The sequence below is a fragment of the Noviherbaspirillum album genome (assembly GCF_035916955.1).
In the GTDB taxonomy this organism is placed as follows: domain Bacteria; phylum Pseudomonadota; class Gammaproteobacteria; order Burkholderiales; family Burkholderiaceae_D; genus Noviherbaspirillum; species Noviherbaspirillum album.
The window spans coordinates 76,175-93,102 of the sequence record NZ_JAWIIV010000014.1 but is presented as its reverse complement, the minus strand read 5'-3'; the positions used below and the strand labels follow the sequence as shown (position 1 = coordinate 93,102).

Annotated in this window: 20 protein-coding genes and 1 tRNA gene; 14 read left to right on the top strand and 7 right to left on the bottom strand. The window is 54.2% G+C overall.

The annotated features are described in order from the left end of the window. Positions 1-13 precede the first annotated feature (13 nt). Positions 14-90: transfer RNA gene (locus tag RY831_RS17265), tRNA-Arg, on the bottom strand. 337 nt (positions 91-427) lie between these two features. Here RY831_RS17265 and RY831_RS17260 point away from each other — a divergent pair. Further along, on the top strand, positions 428-670 hold the full coding sequence (locus RY831_RS17260; RefSeq protein WP_326507620.1) for a hypothetical protein: 243 nt from the start codon (positions 428-430) through the stop codon (positions 668-670). Between the two features lie 115 nt (positions 671-785). On the opposite strand, the gene RY831_RS17255 is transcribed toward RY831_RS17260, so the two are convergent. Beyond that, complete coding sequence (locus tag RY831_RS17255) at positions 786-1,382, bottom strand: histidine phosphatase family protein (RefSeq protein ID WP_326507619.1); 597 nt, start codon at positions 1,380-1,382, stop codon at positions 786-788. A 177-nt stretch (positions 1,383-1,559) separates the two neighbouring features. Here RY831_RS17255 and RY831_RS17250 point away from each other — a divergent pair, with 177 nt between their 5' ends. The 3 genes from RY831_RS17250 to RY831_RS17240 all read left to right on the top strand — a co-directional run bounded on the left by RY831_RS17250 (position 1,560) and on the right by RY831_RS17240 (position 3,519). Next, positions 1,560-2,024: a nuclear transport factor 2 family protein gene (locus RY831_RS17250; RefSeq protein WP_326507618.1), complete on the top strand. Its 465-nt coding sequence runs from the start codon at positions 1,560-1,562 to the stop codon at positions 2,022-2,024. Between the two features lie 269 nt (positions 2,025-2,293). Then, on the top strand, positions 2,294-2,614 hold the full coding sequence (locus RY831_RS17245; RefSeq protein ID WP_326507617.1) for a hypothetical protein: 321 nt from the start codon (positions 2,294-2,296) through the stop codon (positions 2,612-2,614). Between the two features lie 365 nt (positions 2,615-2,979). Continuing rightward, on the top strand, positions 2,980-3,519 hold the full coding sequence (locus tag RY831_RS17240) for a hypothetical protein (RefSeq protein ID WP_326507616.1): 540 nt from the start codon (positions 2,980-2,982) through the stop codon (positions 3,517-3,519). Between the two features lie 109 nt (positions 3,520-3,628). Here RY831_RS17240 and RY831_RS17235 read toward each other — a convergent pair whose 3' ends face one another. Then, complete coding sequence (locus tag RY831_RS17235) at positions 3,629-4,663, bottom strand: polysaccharide biosynthesis/export family protein (RefSeq protein ID WP_326507615.1); 1,035 nt, start codon at positions 4,661-4,663, stop codon at positions 3,629-3,631. Between the two features lie 436 nt (positions 4,664-5,099). Here RY831_RS17235 and RY831_RS17230 point away from each other — a divergent pair, with 436 nt between their 5' ends. Next, complete coding sequence (locus tag RY831_RS17230; RefSeq protein WP_326507614.1) at positions 5,100-5,396, top strand: hypothetical protein; 297 nt, start codon at positions 5,100-5,102, stop codon at positions 5,394-5,396. A 211-nt stretch (positions 5,397-5,607) separates the two neighbouring features. Here RY831_RS17230 and RY831_RS17225 read toward each other — a convergent pair whose 3' ends face one another. Then, on the bottom strand, positions 5,608-7,509 hold the full coding sequence (locus RY831_RS17225; protein WP_326507613.1) for a right-handed parallel beta-helix repeat-containing protein: 1,902 nt from the start codon (positions 7,507-7,509) through the stop codon (positions 5,608-5,610). Positions 7,510-7,724: 215 nt separating this feature from the next. Between RY831_RS17225 and RY831_RS17220 the strand changes: the two genes are divergently transcribed. From RY831_RS17220 to RY831_RS17205, 4 genes are all read left to right on the top strand, one after another. Then, on the top strand, positions 7,725-8,069 hold the full coding sequence (locus RY831_RS17220) for a CzcE family metal-binding protein (protein ID WP_326507678.1): 345 nt from the start codon (positions 7,725-7,727) through the stop codon (positions 8,067-8,069). A gap of 521 nt (positions 8,070-8,590) precedes the next feature. Further along, positions 8,591-9,217: a phasin family protein gene (locus RY831_RS17215; RefSeq protein ID WP_326507612.1), complete on the top strand. Its 627-nt coding sequence runs from the start codon at positions 8,591-8,593 to the stop codon at positions 9,215-9,217. Positions 9,218-9,344: 127 nt separating this feature from the next. Beyond that, complete coding sequence (locus tag RY831_RS17210) at positions 9,345-9,836, top strand: phasin family protein (protein WP_326507611.1); 492 nt, start codon at positions 9,345-9,347, stop codon at positions 9,834-9,836. Positions 9,837-10,138: 302 nt separating this feature from the next. Then, the gene (locus tag RY831_RS17205) at positions 10,139-10,759 is read left to right on the top strand and encodes a CDP-alcohol phosphatidyltransferase family protein (protein WP_326507610.1); all 621 of its coding nucleotides are present in this window, start codon (positions 10,139-10,141) and stop codon (positions 10,757-10,759) included. A gap of 39 nt (positions 10,760-10,798) precedes the next feature. Here the strand turns inward: RY831_RS17205 and RY831_RS17200 are convergent, their stop codons facing one another. Beyond that, on the bottom strand, positions 10,799-11,368 hold the full coding sequence (locus RY831_RS17200; protein ID WP_326507609.1) for a thermonuclease family protein: 570 nt from the start codon (positions 11,366-11,368) through the stop codon (positions 10,799-10,801). A 992-nt stretch (positions 11,369-12,360) separates the two neighbouring features. On the opposite strand from RY831_RS17200, the gene ypfJ reads away from it, so the two are divergent. Genes ypfJ through RY831_RS17185 form a run of 3 tightly spaced genes read left to right on the top strand, consistent with a single transcriptional unit; the run spans position 12,361 to position 13,791 of the window. Continuing rightward, positions 12,361-13,236, top strand: a complete 876-nt coding sequence (gene ypfJ / locus RY831_RS17195; RefSeq protein WP_326507677.1) for a KPN_02809 family neutral zinc metallopeptidase — start codon at positions 12,361-12,363, stop codon at positions 13,234-13,236. A gap of 49 nt (positions 13,237-13,285) precedes the next feature. Next, positions 13,286-13,567, top strand: coding sequence for a hypothetical protein (locus RY831_RS17190; protein WP_326507608.1), 282 nt, complete (start codon positions 13,286-13,288; stop codon positions 13,565-13,567). Continuing rightward, a complete protein-coding gene (locus tag RY831_RS17185; protein ID WP_437126284.1) occupies positions 13,564-13,791 on the top strand; it encodes an RNA-binding S4 domain-containing protein in 228 nt (75 codons plus the stop codon). The genes RY831_RS17190 and RY831_RS17185 overlap by 4 nt, the downstream gene beginning before the upstream one ends. A gap of 45 nt (positions 13,792-13,836) precedes the next feature. Here RY831_RS17185 and RY831_RS17180 read toward each other — a convergent pair whose 3' ends face one another. Next, positions 13,837-14,145, bottom strand: a complete 309-nt coding sequence (locus tag RY831_RS17180; protein WP_326507607.1) for a winged helix-turn-helix transcriptional regulator — start codon at positions 14,143-14,145, stop codon at positions 13,837-13,839. 157 nt (positions 14,146-14,302) lie between these two features. Between RY831_RS17180 and RY831_RS17175 the strand changes: the two genes are divergently transcribed. After that, entirely contained in the window at positions 14,303-14,878 is a 576-nt protein-coding gene (locus tag RY831_RS17175; RefSeq protein WP_326507606.1) for a carboxymuconolactone decarboxylase family protein, read from the top strand. A gap of 133 nt (positions 14,879-15,011) precedes the next feature. Here the strand turns inward: RY831_RS17175 and phaP are convergent, their stop codons facing one another. Then, positions 15,012-15,578 carry a TIGR01841 family phasin gene (phaP, locus tag RY831_RS17170; protein ID WP_326507605.1) on the bottom strand — a complete coding sequence of 189 codons (567 nt, stop codon included), beginning with the start codon at positions 15,576-15,578 and terminating at the stop codon, positions 15,012-15,014. 299 nt (positions 15,579-15,877) lie between these two features. Between phaP and RY831_RS17165 the strand changes: the two genes are divergently transcribed. After that, on the top strand, positions 15,878-16,927 hold the full coding sequence (locus tag RY831_RS17165) for an SLAC1 family transporter (protein ID WP_326507604.1): 1,050 nt from the start codon (positions 15,878-15,880) through the stop codon (positions 16,925-16,927). Position 16,928 lies beyond the last annotated feature (1 nt).

Here is a 16,928-nt window from a genome sequence, read left to right as displayed (position 1 = left end):
TTATCGCGAATTATGGTGCGGCTGGCAGGAATCGAACCCACGACCCCTTGGTTCGTAGCCAAGTACTCTATCCAGCTGAGCTACAGCCGCGAAGGACTCGCATCATAGCGCAAAGACAATTTCTTTGCCAGTCCTTTTAGTACATTTCTTTGCAAAATTACTCTCTGCATGCAATGACGGTCCCCTCAGCTTTCATAATTGGCGTCTCGTCCATCCATCGTCCCACTTCTCTTTTTTACCAGAATGGATGATCGCTCCCCTCGTCCATGCTTGAGAAATTTCAAATAAGTATCCAAGTACGATTTTTCCTACCTGCAAAGACAGACGATTCCGATTCTCCTCGCCAGCCGGCTTCGATATATTTCTTGCAACGCGGCCAGGTGCCGTAATTCATTCATAAATGCATAACATCGATAAGGAGGCTGGGATGAGCGATGAAGCGGATGTCGCCAACGACAACATTGAACGCAACCGCATGGCGGCGATCGAGGCATGCCGTCGGCAGCCGACGCTGCCTGCAAAAGGCACTTGCTGGTTTTGCGAGGAAGCACTTCCTCCGAACCACAAATTCTGCGACAGTGACTGCGCAAGCGACTATGAGCTTGAGCAGGCTGCGTGGGCACGAGCCGGACGACCGCGTGGGCCGGGAGAAGTGTACGCCGAGCAGTAAGCAGGATGAACAAGGGACCGGCGTCCATTGGCGCCGGTCGATCCGTGCCAGCATTAAAGCTGATCAACTACCAACTGCCGTTATTATGTCCCTGGCGTCGAAGCCTGCATCGACGCTATCTCGATGGCGGTTGCAGGCGACCTAGCAGCTTGAGGCGGCCCGACTGGTCCTTTCGCGCAACCAGCATTTCTCCCGATGACAAGGACTCCCCGACCAGGGCCTGGATGTTTTGCTGATGCGTGACTAGAACCAGATTTCCCTTCAGTTCGGCGCGCGTAATCACACGCATCGCTTCCGCGGTCTTCTCCGCAGCCCGCTTGGCATCGTCATTGAATATCGAATCCAGCATAGGCATGGTCTTTGCGTTTTCAAAGGCCAGCAGCGCCGTGTCGATGCAGCGGCACCACCGGCTTGTCCATACATCCTCCACGGGAATCGATTTTTCGCGGAACATTCGACCTATTCGCCTTGCATCGTCACGGCCTTGTCCCGAGAGATTACGTTGCGTGCTGCAGTCGCCCAGCATGAAATTCGATGGATCGCCGATTCCGGATAGCGTAACGGCATGGCGCATCAGGATGACGTGGCCACCCTGTCGCAACTGCGACCACAACGCCTCGTCGGCACGTGCGACAAGCGCGCAAGTTGACATGGCAACCAGCAGAGCAAGGCTCGCCGCGAGGCGAAACATGGCATGTTGCAGAGTCGTCATTGCATTCTCCATAAGGCTTTTCCGCATGATAGGGCTTCCGATACGCGAGCGCATTGCCATCCCTCACACCACTATCGAGGCAAGTGGGCGCAGCCGCGCATTCACTTATGATAAAACGGCAAACACAGCCGCCAACCGGTGCAGCATCAGCCCGCAGCATGGATCTCCTACATAAACATGGGATTGCGGAATCATGGCATTGCGGATAGCTTCACCCGTACTGGGATTAACGATGATGAAAACAACATGTACAGCTTTGAACTGTGTAGAAAATACCAGGAAGCAATCAACAGGGGAAATCTGGAACAGGCCCTGACCCTGTTTGCCGACGAAGCGACTGTTAATGCGCCTTTGACAGGACAATCGAGCGCGCGTAAATTTCATGAATGGCTGCTCGGCACCACTAAGGAAACGATAACGCGCCTAAAGCACGTATTTCAATCGCTGGATAGCAGCGGCGCGCTGGCCATGCAGCTCCACTATACCTGGGTCTTAAGCAATGGAAAGACCCTCGAATTCGAGGGCGTAATGATTTTCGAATTCACCGCTGATCGCATGTCGATCTGCAAGCTAACTATCATTTACGATACGGAACCCATTCGCACCCACGTGTCGCAAAGCGCTCTTGCAGCAATCCGTTAGCCCGGTATTCGACTGAAAGGTGCCATTCATTGCGGGCTCGAAGTCTATCGCACTGGCCGGCACCAATGCAAAAAAGTTTCCTTAAAGTCATTTTTTGTTACATTGAGTAACACTCCCGCGTCAACTATCCTTTTGACAAGTGCGTTTCCTGACGAGCTAGCGCTTCTTTGACCTGCACGAGGCAACAGAACGCTCGCGATACATATTGTCCAGTGGCGTTTTCAAACCGCCACGGGCCACGGCTCGATCAGTCTGGAGTTGAAGCGGAGATGAATATGGAACAAAGCAGGGTCAAGGAGCAACTAGCACGCGTCGAACAATCCATCGGCGTTGCAAGGGAAATGTGCGAAAGGCATATGGACGGACGCGTACAGACCTATCTGAAAAGCCTTAACCGCGATTCGGCCCACCTGCGTGTCATGCTGGACAACGGTCAAGCCACAGCAAGCCTCGGCGACTATCGGGAGCATCTGAAAGCAACTGGCGCCCTTCTCTTGCATACCTGTGAACAGCCGCGTCATAAAGACACCCGCCACGCGCTGGAACAACTGCACGACGAGCTGTTCATGCTGGAGCAGTACCTGCAGTAGAGCGTGCTCGGGCAATAAGCGGGAACGGCCTTAAAACCTTCCCGCGTCGACCGCTGATGGGCCTCTACCTTCCACTCGCCCGCTATTCTTCCCCTATCTTCCAGTTGCCGCATGTTGTGCCCACAATGGCATATCATGGGACATCCGCTCTTGACGTTGTCAAATGCCAGTTGCCATAGCCGGCGCAAATTCTTCCTCTTTACCCCTTCCTCAAAGCCGGGGTGGCAAATTTTTCAACAATTGAACACGCCTGACTGAGCTTTGTCATACCTCCCTTTCCCGATTGCTGGATAATAGCGGTCCGCTAATTTTTTTGCCGTGATGATGCCGTTGTCACGGCACACCTATTTTTTTGGAAGCAGATATTGAAGACAACACGAATCAAACGATGGGATGGCAAGATTGACAACCTCCCGGTCGAATACCTCAACGGCGTATTGGAAAAAATGCAGGCCTATGGCGATCGCGTGCAGTTTTCTTATGTTGCCGGCGGCCCGCAGCCCGGCTATCAGGTCATCAATGAACTGGGCAAGACCATGGCTTTCGATCGCAATCACCATTTGCTTGCAGTACAGGGCGAGGAATTCATTGGCCCCAATGCGACTGCCGTCATGAGCCTTGAGCAGATACAAAGACTGATCAGCGGCATAGGCACAGCCACGCGTACCGGATCACGCGGGGTTCGGGTCGCACGCAAGGCAGCCGGCGGCACTGGCGAGACCAAGACTGCGAAGGCGCGCCAGTTGGACATGTTCGCCGCCCAGCGTTATGAATATTTCAGGAATAACAGGCAATCCCTGCCGCCCACGATCAGCGAGCATACCGAGGAAATTACCGAACTGATGACCAAGGGAAAATCAGTGGAAGAAGCCTTCGGGGAGGTCGTCAGCAAGTATTACGGCTGAGGCGGGTTGAAGCCTGGGTTGATCCTGAGTTGACAGCCTGGCCAACTCCAAAGAAAGGATAACGCGCCCGCGTACTACGGTCTGATCATCGGGCGCGTCATCGGATACCTCATTTCAATGGATTCAACACGCCAACTGCCGACGACAAGGCACTGGGCAGGATCAGACTGATTGTCCTGTTCCAATTCGCCAGCGGCGTGGCTGCCACATACACCACATCCTTCGGCGACAATTCAAATCCCTCCGCCATGGCCAGCGCGCCAGTCGAGCGTCCGTCAAGCTGATACACCACCTGGTCCGTTCCGTTTTTGCGAATGACATAAATCTGGCTGCCGTCACCGGAAAGCGGATTAACCCCGCCCGACTCGCCAAGTGCCTCGTTCAGCGTCAGGCGCCCGTTATGCATCGTAAGGGCACGCGGGCTCACCACTTCCCCCGAGACGAAAACCTTGCTTTCGTCTCGCGACCGGATGCGCACCACGTCACCGTCCGCCAGCATGATACTGCCCGGATTGACGCCGCGCTTAACCAACTGGGGAAGGTTGATATCGTAGTTCGTTCCCGCGCGATTGATCACGATCTGGCTCTGGTCGCCGGTGGGCATGACACCCCCTGCGCGATTGAGAGCCTCCATCAAGCTCATCGGGATGTCGTTGATCGCCTGCAGGCCGGGATTTCTTACCTCGCCATCCACATACACCCGCTTGCTTCGATATGACTGCACACGCAGGGTCACTCTCGGCTGGCGTAGGAATTTCGAAAGTTTGGTGGTCAGCAGATTGCGCGCCTGCTCCTGCGTCAAGCCGGACACTTTGACATTGCCGGCATAGGGAAACTGGATTTCACCCTGATGGTCGACGATGAATCCCGCAGGAGGTGCCGTCGTTGCGGACGTCGACGCATCTGCCCCTGTCCCGGCCTGCATTCCTGTCGCAGTCGTCGCACTGTTCGACAGCTCGGGATGATCCCAGACAACGATAGACAGCACATCGCCGCTATCGATCGCATAGGGCGAAGGTTTCCCAAGGAGCTTGCTGATATCCTGGCTGAGCTGCTTTTCGCGCAACGCACTTTCCATCTTGACCAGCTGTGGCGTGATCGGTTTAAGAACCGCATTGGTCATGTCCGAGCCGGACGCGCTCATGCTTCCTGAATCCGAAGAACCATGCGTGCCCTGCATATGCATGCCGGGTGCGACCGACGCACAGCCCGTCAGGAACCATGGTGCGGAAAGAAGCACCGCAAGCGTTGTCACTGATTTCCGTGCATGGCGCAACATATTAATCTCCTGTCTTTGACGTGATGATGATCCGCATTTTGTATCGCGCTATGGCCGTGGCGTTACACTTGTCATACTTGATATACCGTTCGTGAAACGGTCGGCTGCGGCGTCTCACGCATGCGCGCGATGCGGAGAATGGCGGACCAACCAATGCAATGTGCCAGCCGTTCGAACGGATTTCATGCCGTTAAACACGCCTTGCACCACTCTAGAATGATGGCGGCCCGGCGTGTTGAGTGTAATCAACGGGACAGGCCGACTTTGCAACATCAATGCAACGGAAAGCATGGCGTCTCGAATGGTCCACCGCAGACTACTGGCAGGAATTTGGATTACACCTGCCAGCAAGACTGGAAGCGTCCCGGAAACGATCAGGAAGCCCAATATTCTCAGCTCAATCGCTGTGAATGGCGTTGAGCTGATACGACAACTGCTGCTTTCTCAAGTGGAACAAGCATTGCCCATCATGGTCTATCCGGATCATGGATTTTTATGCAGATGGAGCGGCAATGAAGTGGTACTACAGATGGAGGCTGCGCAGGGTTCGCGCAGAGATCGCCGCCTTGGAAGAAGCGACTCGGGCAAAGCTGATTGACAATTACACGCTCCATTCAAGATTGCGCATCCTGCAGAGAATTGCGCAGCGTCTGCAGGAGCGATTGGAGCCCCCCGCAAGCAAAATTGCTCCCGGCAGGCAGGAGGATGAATAATCGAATATTTGAGTGGATTTCATCCATGACAGCATAATAAAAACGCGGCGTGCAGCGCCGCGTTTTATCTATTGCGCTATGAGGCGCCTGGAGCAATCAATGCGCATTGAGCACGGAGTTGCCGTCCTGTCCTGTTCTCGACTGCCACTGTGTGAAGCTCAATGCTTCGCCGTTGAAATTAGCAAAGATCGAAGACGTACTGGTGTAGCGGTTTCCAGAATAGGTACCGAACCGGGCCACCGCACTGGTTCCCAGATCGCTGCTGATTCGATATATCTCCTGCCTGCCGGTTATCGAGAATGCATTGCTGTTAAAGGCATTATTCCGCACTACCGAGGATGCGCCCGCCTCCACGATCTGCACGTGTGCCTGCGTATTTTGCGCAAACACATTTCCGGACACGGTGTTGTCATAACCGTTCAGTATTTCCATCCCATTGCCGCTGCCGGTCACCGTATTGCCTGATACCGAAGTTCCGTTGGCATAGTCGCCCAGATAGATTCCCCAAGCCAGAATCTGCTCGGGTCCGACGTTGCGCACCAGGTTGTTTTCAATGCGCGTGTTAAGGACCGTGCGCTCCGGCGACGAAGTAAAAATGCCGCCGCAGTCCGTGAGCGTCCTGCATGCGCCGTCAACCGTGTTTCCGGACACGACGGCATTGCGGAACACGCGTATTCCGATATACCCGGAATTGGTCACCCTATTGTTCTCGACGACCGCGCTGTCGCTCAAGGTCAGGTTGATTGCGGCATGCGAGTTGGTCGGCATGCCGTAGCTTCCGGATGCATCGATGGTCGAGTTGGTGATGCGTTCGCCGCCTCCACCCCATTTGAGGGCAATCGCATCGTGCCTCGAATTGCGTATCGCCGCCGCATCGACTCGCAGGCCGGAGCCTCCCGAATTCAAAATGCCGTTACCCGAAGAATTGCGAATGTCGACGTTAAGCACATGGAGATTGACGGCGCCGGTGGCGTTGATGCCATTGGCTGCACCGGAAATGGCGACACCGTCCACGGTAATGGCCTGGGAGTCGCTTGCATCGATGCCATCCTTGTCGGGCGAAGCCCATACGCGTCCTTCGGGCGACAGCCCGTCCGGAGCCCAGACGTATAGCCTGCCATTGCTGACCGCCCATTCGCCCGGCTCGTCCAGCATCCACAATTTTCCCTCGACGTAAAAGTCAACCTGACCACCGAGCGCATAGCCGCCGAAATTGACGTTTCCGGTACTTGCAAGGCTCATGGTGTTACCGGAGTAAGCTGTAATCCTGCGAGCTTCAATTGCCCAGACATAGGGCTTGAATATCAGCGTCGCACCGACAAGATCCGCATTGGGCATGCCATACGAAAGGCTGGACTGGCTCGACGCGTTTGCGCGCGCCCAGACCTGTGTAGCGCTCGGCCAGTGGGCTTTCGGCAATGGTTGCTCTGAAATGCTTACCTGCGCCACATCGAATCCGACGGGCGCCGAGTAGATATTTCCCTGGTGCCGGACCCAGCCATTGATTGCCTGCCCCGGCGAAAGAACCGCCTTGCCGCAATTTCCCACCGTGTTGACTACGACATTCGACTTTCCCCTTAGATCGAGGGTACCCTGATATAAACGGCCGCATTCGAGTTGCACGGTGCTGCCATTGGCGATGGATGACGGCATCGCCAGGGGCGGAAGCGAGGTGTTCTGAGTTGGTGCTGCCGGTGCTGCCGGTTCTGCCGGTTCTGCCGGTGCTACCGGCACGACCGGTACTACCGAGCTAGTTGTTCCGCTCGGCGTCGAATTCGCCACTCCGCCAGTTGTTGCCGTCGAGGGGGCGGAGGGTGAATCAACAGCATTTGCAGCCGTCGCGTTGGCCGCCGTCTGCGGTCTACCTGCGGATACATCGTTGCTGGCGCTTGTTGCAAGACCATTGTCCGCGCCGCCGCCGCATGCCGCCAGCAGAACGGAAGTCGAGGTAGCCAAGGCAAGGCGTTTCAGGGTAACGGGAGCTTGAAAAGTGGGCATATCTACGTCGGCTCAATGCGCGACACGAGATCGCATGCCGAATAAAATTAACGGAAGTAGATTTCAACACTTCAATTTCCCTGATTCAATGTTTTTTCTACAATTCCCGACTTGTGTTTTGTTACCAATAGTGAGTAATGTAAATACCCTGGCCAGAATCAGCAGTAATAAACTTTGCAAGGAACGATGTCTCGAAGAACGATCATTGATTGGAAATGAATATGAAGACCCCATTCATTCTGACCGCATGCATGCTTGCGTCGAGTCTGCTAAGCGCTTGCATTACCCGCACGAGTTTCCAGGATCTCTACGGGCAAGCCATTGACGTTGCGGCTCCCGTACAGCACGTCATCGTGATTCATCCGGACACGCGCCACGTCAATATCCAGGGCGGCGATGCGGTGCGTTTTATGGCTGGCGGCAAATCGTTCGCGTGGCAGTTCAATGTGGCACGCACCATCGACTCGTTCGATCTCCGGGAAGTAGCACCGCCAGGCATGCTTGATCATGCCGTGATTGCTTATGTATCACCGGATCCGAAATATCTAGGGATGCCTTAAGTGAGGCCGGCATCCGGGATGAGGTCAGTAAGCGACAAACTGAAATGAAGTTCTGTCTCAGGCTTGGGTGCCGATTACAACGATGCCTAGCGCACAAAGAGTCAACGTGAATCCAAGCAAAATACCTGCATAGGGATTTCGCTTGGTATGGCAGCCGTGACATTCACGCTCGTTCCATTCTTTTTTTGCGCCGCAAGTTCCACAGCGTCCTGCGATGAAATGCCACATAAATCGCTCATTGAATGCTTAATGACCGCCTCAGTGTAATGGCGCGCAACGCCCATGCATTGAGGATTAGCAATATGGCGGCGATGCATTTGCTTCGAGGCGACAAATGCAGGCAAACATGACGGGCGACATAAGCTTCTCGTGGACGGAACGGCCATTCAATGTTCCACACCGGGCATTCAAACTCCATTCCTCCTGCTGGCTAATGCGTTACCGCGATCACGACAATAACCGCGATCGCATGTGCAACATATTTAATACTTGAATTAGTTTTTCTCCTATAAGACCTGCTATTGTGCAACGCAAAATTATTCTTCCTCGAATTAGGAACTTGCCAAATTCATCAGGCTCTACAGAAGCTCGTTTTGGCGTATGAGCGTATGCGCCAAACGTATTCCTCATGTCTGGTCAACCAGGAGATCGCAATGTTTAATTTTTCGCAGGAACTTACGCCGGCCCTGAAAGCGCATATCGATGCTCAGTATTCGATGTTTTCTGACCTGTCGCAAAAGATGTTCGACACCGCCCAGAAAATCAATGAGCTTAATGTTCAGACGGCAAAGAATATGCTTGAAGGCTCGCTGTCGAGTGCACAGCAAGTCATCGTGGCCAAGGATCCCTACGAAGCACTTTCGATTGCGGCAGCGCAGGCACAGCCTTCCGCAGAAAGGGTGCGCGAATACCAGCAGCATTTGAACGACATCGCCGCACGCACGCAGGCTGACCTTGCAAAAACTGCGGAAACTCATGTTCCGACCGCGAGCCGCACCGCAGCAGCGGTCGCCGATGAAGTCGCGAGAAAGGCCAATGAGGAAACCGAGAAGGCGGCATCTCGTCAGAAAGCCGCGTTCGAACGATTCAAAACCACGTTTGAGCGCAGCGACGAACAGAAGGCACAGGCGAATCGCCCGGCCGCATAATGCCGCCTTCGTGCTCGGGCGCCTGACTGATCCTAAGCGCACCGCACCGATGTTCGGTGCTTGAACTACGCGAGCGATAATTCCTTGCTCGTCCTGATCCACAACTTATACATTTTTCGGAGTCGACATGTTCCTCTTCAACCAATCTCTTCCGCCCTCGGCAAAAGCGCATCTCGAATCGCAGTTCACGTTTATGTCCGAACTGTCGAAGCAGCTTTTCACGTCAGTGCAGAGAATCAATGATTTGAACATCAGCATTGCGCAAAGCGTGCTTCAGGATACGCTTCACAGCACTCGGGAAGTCGCCAGCGCGCAAAATCCCTATGAAGCCATTTCGATCGCTGCCGGTCAGGTACAGCCCGCTGCGGAACGGCTTCGGGCATATCAGCAGCAATTGACGAATATCGCCGCCAATACGCAAGTCGATATGGCAAAGACCGCGGAAGTTCATGTCCCGGCAACTAGCCGCACAGCTACGGCGCTTGCGGATGAAGTAGCCCGACGTGCCAATGAGGAAGCTCAGAAGGCAACACAGCGCCAGAAAGCAACGATTGACAAACTCGCGGCTCCTATTGGCAAGCCCGATGCCGGTAAAGGCACAACGGCCAACGTGCATTGATTGACCGCCTGCGGCAACGGGCCGCAGCAAGCCGACCCTGCTGCCGTTTCGACGATCACCTTCGAAACGGCAGATTTTCACCCATTCCATATTCCCAGCAGACTTCCCAAGTCATCATCCGTCTTGCTTGATCAAGCCTGATTGGACCTTCTCTCAAACCACGGAAAGCCCTCGCTTTGCCCTGAATCAATTTTAGGTGATCCGGGCATTTGCATGCGAAACCTTATTAGCGTTCATGCAATCACATCATGGTCAGCGCTATACGCGCGAGCTATCGATTGTAAATTTCTATGGGCTATGGCATGAAAACACCGCGACACTTTTCAATGATCCGCGGCTTCCATCTTGCAGATTTTTTCACATTGGGCAATGCAGCCTGTGGCGTGGCTGCGGTGTTCTTTACCATGCTATATGTATCGTCAAGATCACCAACGTATTTATTTGCAGCCGCTGCGATGGCGCCGCTAGCATTTCTTTTTGACGTGCTGGATGGAATGATCGCGCGATGGCGGCATCAGCACTCGCCGCTCGGCCGTGAATTGGATTCGCTAGCCGATGTCATCTCGTTTGGCGTAGCGCCGGCAACGCTCGGCTTTGCCGTTGGACTACAAGGCGGATGGGATGCCGCCGCACTCATCTATTTTGTTTGCTGCGGCGTCAGTCGCCTGGCCCGGTTCAATGTAACGGCGGAGGAATTATCACAGGGCGGTGAAAAAGTCGCATATTTTGAAGGAACGCCGATACCGACCAGCGTTGTTCTTACCGCCATCCTTGCATTCGCCGCGTTTCAGAACCGGATAGGCGATGCGCTGTATGGCGGCGTATGGACAATCGGCCCTTGGAACTTTCATCCGCTGGTCCTGATATTCGTGGTCTCAGGAAGCATGATGATAAGCAAGACACTACGGATCCCGAAGCCTTGATTTGAGCATGCCCGTAACAGTCCGCCGTAAATCTTCGGCTCAGCATCCGTAGCGGCGATCCCCATTTACGATTCGATAGCCTCCCCATTTATCGACAAAACATATCGCATCGTCGGAATGCTGTACATGAGCAAGCTTGGCCTTGCGTGGCGGCCGGCGGAATTTCCAGGGAGGAACCGGGTCGTCATCGCTCCAGAGTCCTCGGCGATCACGGCGGGCCATCGCTTCAAGTGCCGGCAAAGATAAATCATTATTGTGCTTTGGATCTACCCAAGCCAGGCCACGTTCAACCTGCAGGCGATTGGCTTCACTGCCATCACATTGCACCACCGCGACCAAGGTGCCTGAATAGTCCAGCTGCCTGTTCTGGAGCACCGCATTCTTTCCAAGACAAAGATCCGCAAGCGATTTGCGGGAGGCGTCTCCGTATGCCTGTTTCTTTTCCGGGGCGTCGATGTGCGCAAGCTTGAGCGGTACCGGCCGATTATCGAGAACGATAGTCATCGTATTGCCGTCTTCAACGCTCTTGACCTTCTCCGCATGCGCCACGCCGGATACCGACACCATAAGAATGCAGAGCAAGTAAGCACGACTGTGTGTTACGTTCATTTAATGCCGCTATTACATAAAACCGGAGTAAATGTACTTTATGAAAGTAGATGCGCAATTGCAACTTTATTTTTTGGCTTGTACCAAATAAACACCAGCTTGCCTCCAATTAGTTGGCAACTGGCACGATAGACGTAGTAAGCCCGTTTCAATTCAACTGCGAATCCACGGAGACCAAGCGGGCGAATGAAATTCGGAAAGTATTGATAGTGCGGACCGCCAGATGCAAAATTTTTAGATTCACAAAAGAATCTTTTCAAATATTTTGAAATTTTCGGTGTAATATCTGCCCGCTGTAACAAAAAAATCCAATCCAGGACGACGAGAGAGACAGGAACCCCGTATAGCATTGTCTTTGCGGGGTTTTCCTTTTTCGAGATATCGAGTTGATGAATACCTCATATCATGGAAAAAAAGCGGCATTTTATTGTGCGATGCATTAAAGTGAACTTGTCTCCTCCAACTCTCCTTGAATTGGATTTAAACCCGCTCTTGCAGCGGGTTTTTTTTCGCCCAACTCAAGCGTTTCCACGCGCAGTTCCCAAGATTTTACGTACTCAAGGTCTCTAGATCGCTTGACGCGGTCATTTGACGGCAGGCAGTCTTTGTCAGCGTCCTCTTCGTTAGTTGCTTCCCCTTTTTGGAATAGGCGCCTGTTTAAGGCAGCATACTGATTCCACCTCCTTTCGCTGGTAGCTATCTTCGCTATTTTTTCCACATGCGGCCGAATTCGGTCACTGTTCTTATTCGAAGAAAGAACTCTGCGGTACAGAACTTACCGCTTGCAGTTAGTTCGTTCCAACCAAATTTCTCGGGCTGCGGTCCTCATGGCTGCAGATATGAGTCTGTAAGAATTACAGTGGCTTTGAACGCGACATGCCTTGCTAAAAGCTTCAGAATCTAGTGGCCTTCTTTACTCATAGGTTTACCTGCGCGCGCTCGATTCTTGCTTTTAATGCAAATGAAAAGTCATGTTCATTCGTGGAGGCAGCATGAGATGGGAAGGCAATCGTGAAAGCGAAAACATTGAAGACAGGCGAGGCAATGCCGGCGGATACGGAGGAATGCTTGGCGGCCGATCCATAGGACTCGGTACGGTTGCGATTGCACTTGTAGCGTCGTACTTTCTCGGTGTCAGCCCCATGACAGTCTTGAGCCTGTTGACCGGCGGATCATCGGGCACTTCAGTTTCCCAGCAAACGTCGGCGCAGCAACCCTCGGCCTCGGACCAGATGACCCGATTCGTCTCCACGGTGCTGGCCGATACCGAAGACACGTGGACTGCGATCTTTAGCCAGCAAGGCGGCACCTATGTAAAACCACGCCTGGTCCTGTTTTCGGGAAGCACGCCGACAGCCTGCGGTGCGGGTCAATCCGCAATGGGCCCCTTCTATTGCCCGGGTGACCAGCGGATTTATATCGATCTCAGCTTCTATCGCCTGATGCAGCAGCGTTTCAACGTGTCGGGTGAATTTGCCCAAGCCTATGTGATTGCACACGAGGTGGGTCATCATGTACAGCACCTGATGGGCATCACCGATAAAGTCCATGCCGCGCGGCGAAGCACGTCGGAGGCACAAGGCAATGCGCTTTCCGTACGCCTTGAATTGCAAGCCGATTGCTTTGCAGGCGTTTGGGCGCACCATGCCAATCGCGCGCGCAACATACTTGAAGCGGGTGACGTGGAATCGGCTCTCAATGCAGCCAGTGCAATCGGCGATGATGCGCTTCAGCGCCAGGCACAAGGTCATGTAGTGCCTGATTCATTTACGCACGGCACATCGGCACAGAGGGTTCGATGGTTCACGCAGGGAATCAAGTCAGGCCAGGTCACCGCATGCAATACTTTCGATGCCAAGCAGCTGTGAGCACGATCATTCCGCTACAATGCGTCCTTTTCCAGCCAAACAGCACCACATGTCCTTCGACTCAAATCTGACATTGCTTCGTACCTCGCTCACGGCCTTGAATGCGAAACAAATGAGCCTAAGCGAGTTCTGCAAGATCTGGCGCAGCCAGCAAGGTTTGCTTGCTGCGCTGCCGGAACGCTATGGTCAAGTGATGGAGGATTTGCTTGGACGCATGGAAGCGGGCAGTCTCTTTACGGAAGAAAGCTGCTCGTTCAGTCAAGACGATCTGCAGACCAATCTGAGCGTCTGGCTCGACAAGGCAACTCAGACACTGGAGAAGCATCAATGACGCGCATTCGAGCGATTGAGTTCGCGATACAAGGCGAATATGTCGAACTCAATCAGTTGCTCAAGCTCGTGGGCATTGCCGATAGCGGCGGCGCCGGCAAGGCGATCGTCGCCCGCGGGGAAGTGTCAGTGGACGGCCAGATAGAAATGCGCAAAACATGCAAGCTCCGGCCCGGTCAGATGGTCAGTCTCGGTAATATAAGAATCCGCTTGACGGAAAGCTGAATTTCAACTCTAGCTTCGAATTGCTGCGAATGGGGAGCGCCGCGCTCAGGATTCCGTCTCGCCTTCGCTCTTGTCCTCGCTCCCTTCCCACCCCTTGCCCCAGCGATCCGCCCAGCGCTGCAAGGGCATTAGCGCCTCGAGCAATTCCTTCCCCTGCGCGCTGAGCGCATATCCTGCAGGGTCGTCCAAAAAAACGATATCCACATCGCGTAATTCTCGCAGCCTCTGATTGAGTACGGTGGGTGACATGCCGTCACATTGCTCGCGCAGTTCGCGAAAAGTCAGCGGCCGATCACGCAACTCCCACAAGATGCGCAGTACCCAGCGTCTGCCGAGCATGTCGAGCAAGGCCATGACGGGCCGTCCTGTCCGCGAACCACGAACAGGCATTCCAGGTTTAACTGATGCCATGAAATTCCCGCTACTAAATATGTAGCATCATGCTACAGTAAACGTAGCACGTCGTCCATAACGAATTAGCATTCAGGCGTGCTTTTTTCACTAAGGAGATATGATGCGCAAATTTGAGGCCGATACACGACTTGCACCAATGGATGAACCGTACGATTCCGCTGTGGCGGTAGCGCTGAACCGCATCACCCCGCCAGGGCAAGCGCCGCTCAAGCTGTTTCGCGTGATGGCGCATAGCCCTCGTGTGCTGACGCGCATGTTCGCGGGCAGCCTGCTGGACAAGGGGTCATTGACGCTACGCCAACGCGAGTTAATCATTCTTCGCAGCTGCGCGCGGTGCAACTCGGAATATGAATGGGGAGTTCACGTTGCCCTCTTCGCCGGCAAGGCTCGTCTCAGCGACGAAGAAATTCGCGCAAGCCGCGAGTCATTGCCTGCTGCGTGGTGTAAAGATGACGCGCTATTACTGAGATTGGTCGATGAATTGCATGAAAAGTCCGATGTGAGCGATGAATTATGGAAATCACTGTACGAGGAATTCAGTGAAGAGCAACTTCTGGAAATGGTCGCTCTCACAGGGTATTACCATACGATTTCCTTTATGACGAACGCTTTCCGGATTGAGAAGGAAAGCTTCGCGCCGGATTTCACCTCGGTCGACATTTCCATGCGCTGATTTGCGAATGAAGTTACAAGGTCCTCAAAGGCGATTCATTGATTGGGAAGCCGGCTGCAAAAAGAAAGGCCGCATTGCGGCCTTTGATCCCGAGTGTCCAGATCTATTCCGGTTCGGAAACCGGAATCGGCGATCAGACAGTCGCGTTCTGGTTAACGGTTTGATTGCCTGCCGGAGTGAACTGGCTTGCGGCATTGGTCAGGTTCGTTTCGAACGCCTGCACCGCCTGCTTGGCTGTTTTATTGAACTGCTCATAGCCTGCAGCCGCATTGCCAAATGCGGTCTTGAACATCGCTACGGCGTTTTCGGAGCCGGGAGGCGCATTCTTCGCAGCTTCATCGACGAATTGTCCGATCTGACGGCTGACATCAGCAAACTGTTGCTCTGCCGCGCGGGAGAACTCTGCCTGGACGCCACTCGCGATATTGGCCAGGTGGCCGTTATACGCAATGGCTTTATCCAGCGTGGGCTTGGCTTGTGCATTGATCAGCGCAGCAAATTGCTGAGGATCCCTGGCCGATAGCAATTGGCGCGTCGTCGCCGACGACTCATCCAGCGATGCCTTTACCGCCGTCAGGTTAAGGGTCCACAACTTCTCGATGCTTTCGAGTGCCTTGCCGCTCAAGGTGGTGTACAGATTCAGGCTGGATTCGATATTGGCTTTTGCTGCTTGGGAAATGGCGTCTTGCGATGGGAACATGTTATCTCCTAGATGAGGCAGGATAGACCACGGACAGCATGGAAAAGTTGCGATATATTGTGCGTAGCAACAGGGCTCATTCTAGAGTGGCTGGCAACTGACTTCAAGGATGTTGTTGTGCAACGCGGAAGACGTACTTGGGCGCGTTAACTACATCTGTGTGATGCTTTAAAGAAGAACCAAGGCCGACTCGTTAGCTTGGTCTATATCGCCTCACATCCGCATTTCGATTAAGATTAAGGGACTGTTCAAGCGACCATTCGGGACGTAAAGGCCGGCGCTTCCTCATTCAGTCTCACATGGAAATGCGCGGCGTGCACACAAGATCGGAAACAGTAACGATGAATGACGACTCTCCTCGCGCGCGTCTGTATTATCTATTCGGCCCAAACAACACTCCGCAGCGTGGCTCGTGGCTGGCAAGATTTCCCGCCGGTATTTTCGCAATCTCGTTAGGACTGTTCGGCCTGGCAGGAGCATGGCGCCGTGCGGACGCATACGGCTTGAGTTCTGCACAGGGAATCAGTGATCTGATCTTCTTTCCGGCCCTTGCAGTCTGGATCGTTTCGGTCCTGCTCTACCTTCTCAAATGCAGGCGACATTCGCAAGCAGTGCTGGCCGAATTCCGCCATCCGGTACAAGGCGCACTGCTGTCGCTGCTCCCCTTGTCGGCCCTGCTTGCAATCTTTCTCCTGCAGCAACCGGGTCAAGGAATCTGGCTGCTGGCCTGCGTTTGCGCACTGGGATTGAACGGACTTATTGCCTGCCGAACCGTCTACCTGCTTGCAGTCGGCAAGTTGCCGCACAATGCAGTGACTCCCGCCTTATATCTGCCTGTAGTCGCCGGCTTCCTGGTGGGAGCGATGACACTGGCCTCCCTTCATCATGAAGTAGTTGCAGCCGTGCTGTTCGGGACCGGCGTCTCGGGATGGGCAATTCTCGAGATGCGTGTTCTCGGTCAATTGTTCGAAGGCCCAATGCCCGAACCCCTGCGCGCCACCATCGGTATCGAACTGGCCCCGCCGGCCGTGGCGACACTTGCGGCGGCCACTATCTGGCCCGGGCTTTCCGCGCAAGCCATTGCAGTCGGCATTGGCATGACGATGTTGCCGATCGTAAGTGTCTTCGCCCGTTATCACTGGTGGAGCCGCACTCCGTTTGCAATCGGCTTCTGGTCATTTTCATTTCCGGCAGCGGCCTTCGCAAGCATCGTGCTCGAGGCTGGTCACCGTGGCGGATGGCCGTCATGGATCGGCACACTTGCGCTCTTCACCGCGACCGCGGTCATTGCATGGCTCGTGTTGCGCACCCTGGCCCTGCTGTTTCGCGGTCGGCTCCTATCGCAATAGA

What these genes read in the sequence shown, in the direction of transcription:
- RY831_RS17260 (WP_326507620.1), top strand. Translation starts at nt 428, where the DNA reads ATGAGCGATGAAGCGGATGTCGCCAACGACAACATTGAACGCAACCGC.
- RY831_RS17255 (WP_326507619.1), bottom strand. Translation starts at nt 1,382, where the DNA reads ATGACGACTCTGCAACATGCCATGTTTCGCCTCGCGGCGAGCCTTGCT.
- RY831_RS17250 (WP_326507618.1), top strand. Translation starts at nt 1,560, where the DNA reads ATGGGATTGCGGAATCATGGCATTGCGGATAGCTTCACCCGTACTGGG.
- RY831_RS17245 (WP_326507617.1), top strand. Translation starts at nt 2,294, where the DNA reads ATGAATATGGAACAAAGCAGGGTCAAGGAGCAACTAGCACGCGTCGAA.
- RY831_RS17235 (WP_326507615.1), bottom strand. Translation starts at nt 4,663, where the DNA reads ATGAGCGCGTCCGGCTCGGACATGACCAATGCGGTTCTTAAACCGATC.
- RY831_RS17230 (WP_326507614.1), top strand. Translation starts at nt 5,100, where the DNA reads ATGGTCCACCGCAGACTACTGGCAGGAATTTGGATTACACCTGCCAGC.
- RY831_RS17225 (WP_326507613.1), bottom strand. Translation starts at nt 7,509, where the DNA reads ATGCCCACTTTTCAAGCTCCCGTTACCCTGAAACGCCTTGCCTTGGCT.
- RY831_RS17220 (WP_326507678.1), top strand. Translation starts at nt 7,725, where the DNA reads ATGAATATGAAGACCCCATTCATTCTGACCGCATGCATGCTTGCGTCG.
- RY831_RS17210 (WP_326507611.1), top strand. Translation starts at nt 9,345, where the DNA reads ATGTTCCTCTTCAACCAATCTCTTCCGCCCTCGGCAAAAGCGCATCTC.
- RY831_RS17205 (WP_326507610.1), top strand. Translation starts at nt 10,139, where the DNA reads ATGAAAACACCGCGACACTTTTCAATGATCCGCGGCTTCCATCTTGCA.
- RY831_RS17200 (WP_326507609.1), bottom strand. Translation starts at nt 11,368, where the DNA reads ATGAACGTAACACACAGTCGTGCTTACTTGCTCTGCATTCTTATGGTG.
- ypfJ (WP_326507677.1), top strand. Translation starts at nt 12,361, where the DNA reads ATGAGATGGGAAGGCAATCGTGAAAGCGAAAACATTGAAGACAGGCGA.
- RY831_RS17190 (WP_326507608.1), top strand. Translation starts at nt 13,286, where the DNA reads ATGTCCTTCGACTCAAATCTGACATTGCTTCGTACCTCGCTCACGGCC.
- RY831_RS17185 (WP_437126284.1), top strand. Translation starts at nt 13,564, where the DNA reads ATGACGCGCATTCGAGCGATTGAGTTCGCGATACAAGGCGAATATGTC.
- RY831_RS17180 (WP_326507607.1), bottom strand. Translation starts at nt 14,145, where the DNA reads ATGGCCTTGCTCGACATGCTCGGCAGACGCTGGGTACTGCGCATCTTG.
- RY831_RS17175 (WP_326507606.1), top strand. Translation starts at nt 14,303, where the DNA reads ATGATGCGCAAATTTGAGGCCGATACACGACTTGCACCAATGGATGAA.
- phaP (WP_326507605.1), bottom strand. Translation starts at nt 15,578, where the DNA reads ATGTTCCCATCGCAAGACGCCATTTCCCAAGCAGCAAAAGCCAATATC.
- RY831_RS17165 (WP_326507604.1), top strand. Translation starts at nt 15,878, where the DNA reads ATGGAAATGCGCGGCGTGCACACAAGATCGGAAACAGTAACGATGAAT.